The organism is Microcystis sp. M53598_WE2, from assembly GCF_030067735.1.
Lineage (GTDB): Bacteria > Cyanobacteriota > Cyanobacteriia > Cyanobacteriales > Microcystaceae > Microcystis > Microcystis aeruginosa.
Map to the genome: position 1 here is coordinate 1 of NZ_JASJFE010001008.1, position 3,119 is coordinate 3,119.

The 3,119-nt window shown below is 40.7% G+C and carries 2 protein-coding genes; both read left to right on the forward strand.

The genetic code is table 11. The features are described from left to right. The first annotated feature begins 251 nt into the window (after positions 1 to 251). A complete protein-coding gene (thrS, locus tag PX636_RS20660; RefSeq protein ID WP_288118617.1) occupies positions 252 to 2,108 on the forward strand; it encodes a threonine--tRNA ligase in 1,857 nt (618 codons plus the stop codon). Positions 2,109 to 2,221: 113 nt separating this feature from the next. Continuing rightward, the coding region (locus PX636_RS20665) for a CobW family GTP-binding protein (RefSeq protein ID WP_288118619.1) at positions 2,222 to 3,119 on the forward strand (898 nt) is incomplete at its 3' end.

Genomic DNA, 3,119 nt, shown 5'->3' on the forward strand with positions numbered 1-3,119 from the left:
AATTCGTAACTGCCGATAAGCATCCCGTAGCCTAGTGTAATACCATTGCCGTGTCAGAAAATCATCTTGGGCAGCCTGTCGTCGCAAAGCTTCCACTAGAGATTGTTCTGCGCTTCAATCGTGTTCTACCATAGAACGACTGGGATAAACACCTCAGCATTGAGCTTACCGCTATGGGACTTGATCGCATTTTTCTCTCAGAAGTTCGCCCTCCTCTGCTAAGATGATAATGATTATCGTTTTAACTGGCAATGGTCAATCAAATTAAGTCCCCCCGAGCAGAAAGCCCCGTTATCGAAGAAGATTCGCAAAAAATCGTAAAAATACGCCATACTTGCGCCCATATCTTAGCGATGGCTGTACAAACTCTCTTTCCTGAAACCAAAGTTGCTATTGGTCCCTGGACAGAAACGGGATTCTACTACGATTTCGATCGCCCAACACCCTTTACCCCCGAAGATTTGGAGAAAATAGCGGCAGAAATGGGGCGAATTATCGGGAAAAACCTGCCAATTATCCGAGAAGTGCTGGAAAGAAGCGAAATTACCGCAGAAATCGAGCGCCTTAATCAACCCTACAAACGGTCAATTTTAGAGAGAATTCCCCCAGATGAAACCATTACCCGTTATTTTATCGGTAGTCCGGACGCAGGACGGAGCGATCGAGAACCCTCGTTAATTGATGGCGCTGTTTCTCCCCCGGAAGAATTTTGGTGGGATCTGTGCGCGGGACCCCATCTCAACTCGACGGGGGAAATTAACCCAGATGCTTTCGCATTGGAGAGTGTAGCGGGTGCTTATTGGCAAGGAGATGAAAAACAGCCGCAATTACAGCGAATTTACGGCACAGCTTGGCAAACCCCCGCAGAATTACAAAATTATCTCCAACAAAAAGAAGAAGCGCAGCGACGAGATCATCGCAAATTGGGACAACAATTAAAATTATTTAGCATCCAAGAAGATGCAGGTGGAGGCTTAGTTTTTTGGCATCCCCGGGGTGCAACAATGCGTTATTTAATCGAAGATTATTGGCGCCAAGCTCATTTAGAAGCGGGTTATCAATTTCTTTATACTCCCCATCTAGCTAATTTAGATTTGTGGAAAACTTCCGGACATTGGGACTTTTATCGCGACAATATGTTTGAGGCGATCGAGTTAGAACAGCAAAGCTATCAAATTAAGCCGATGAATTGTCCTTTTCATGTTTTAACCTATCAAAATGACCTGCATTCCTATCGAGAATTTCCCCTCAGATGGGCAGAATTAGGCACAGTTTATCGTTACGAGCGATCGGGGGTTTTACACGGATTAATGCGGGTAAGAGGTTTTACTCAAGATGATGCTCATATTTTCTGTTTACCAGAACAAATTGCCACAGAGATTCTAGGAGTTTTAAATTTAACCGAGAAAATTCTTTCCGATTTTGGCTTTACTAATTATGAGGTAAATTTATCGACTCGTCCCAGTAAATCCGTGGGTAGTGATAGTGTTTGGGAATTGGCAACGGCGGCTCTAATTGAGGCCTTAAATGCTAAAAAGTGGGATTATATTGAGGATCAGGGAGGTGGGGCTTTTTATGGTCCGAAAATTGATATAAAAATTCAAGATGCGATCGGTAGAATGTGGCAATGTTCCACGATTCAGGTCGATTTTAACTTGCCAGAACGCTTTGATATGCAATATGTCGCTAGGGATGGTACTCGGGAAAGACCGATTATGATTCATCGAGCTATTTTTGGCTCTTTGGAAAGATTTTTTGGCATTTTAATCGAGAATTATGCGGGAGATTTTCCTCTCTGGTTAGCACCTATTCAAGTCCGTTTATTACCCGTTAGTGATGAACAGCAGCATTATGCTTTAGGGGTGGCAATGCAGTTAAAACAAGCTGGTTATCGAGTGGAAATCGATAAAACTGGTGAGCGTTTAGGTAAACAAATTCGTACAGGAGAACTAGAAAAAATCCCTGTCTTAGCTGTGATTGGAAAACGAGAAGTTAGCAGTAAAACTCTAAGTGTTCGCACTCGACAAGGGGGAGATTTAGGTTCGATGACGCTGGTAGATTTATTAGGAAAAATGCAAACAGCGATCCTATCTAAAACTAATCTCTGAAACTTTTGTATAAACCAGCAATAGTGGAGATCGATCCCTTTAGGGCGAATTTAACAGGGTTGAGAAAAGCCTATTTTCTGTCAATTAATTAACTTACAAGTGGGTTAGCTGCCATGAGTTCTTTGATAATTCCTCTCTCCGATTCTCTCCCTTGCTTGCCTAAATCGGGAATGCCTGTGACGATCATTACTGGTTTTTTAGGGAGTGGAAAAACCACCTTACTAAATCATATTCTTGACAATAAAGAAGGGTTAAAAGTTGCCGTATTAGTCAATGAGTTTGGGGATATTAATATTGATTCTCAATTGCTTGTTTCCATCGATGAAGATATGGTAGAATTGAGTAATGGCTGTATTTGTTGTACAATTAATGATAGTTTAATTGAGACAGTCTATCAGGTCTTAGAAAAAGAAATACCCGTGGACTATCTAATCATTGAAACCACAGGATTAGCCGATCCTTTGCCAATTATCCTCACTTTCCTGGCCACGGAATTAAAATATCTGACTCGCTTAGATTCTATTATTACCCTCGTGGATTCTGAAACCTTTACTGCCGATCATTTTGATAGTAACATTGCCCTTAGTCAAATTCGTTATGGTGACGTGGTAATTCTCAATAAAATAGATCGAGTCAGTGGCAAAAAATTAGATGATTTAGAAAAGTTTATTCGTCGAGAAAAAGAGGGTATAAGACTCCTAAAAAGTAGTTATGGTCAGGTTCCTTTGGGTTTATTGTTAGATTTAGGTTTAACTAAAGAAGAATTGTATAAAAACCAATTTAGAGACTTTCAAAAAAATCGCCAAAGCTCCAGTGATAATCAATCTCCTGAAGACTTTAATTTTGTCTCCTTTGTTAGCGATAAACCATTTAATCTAGATAAATTTGAACCTTTTCTCACGGAAAAAATGCCGATGAATGTTTTTCGAGCAAAAGGGATTCTCTGGTTTCAACAAAGCGATTTAAAACATATTTTTCAATTGAGCGGTCTCCGTTACGATCTGCAAGCGG

What these genes read in the sequence shown, in the direction of transcription:
- thrS (WP_288118617.1), top strand. Translation starts at nt 252, where the DNA reads ATGGTCAATCAAATTAAGTCCCCCCGAGCAGAAAGCCCCGTTATCGAA.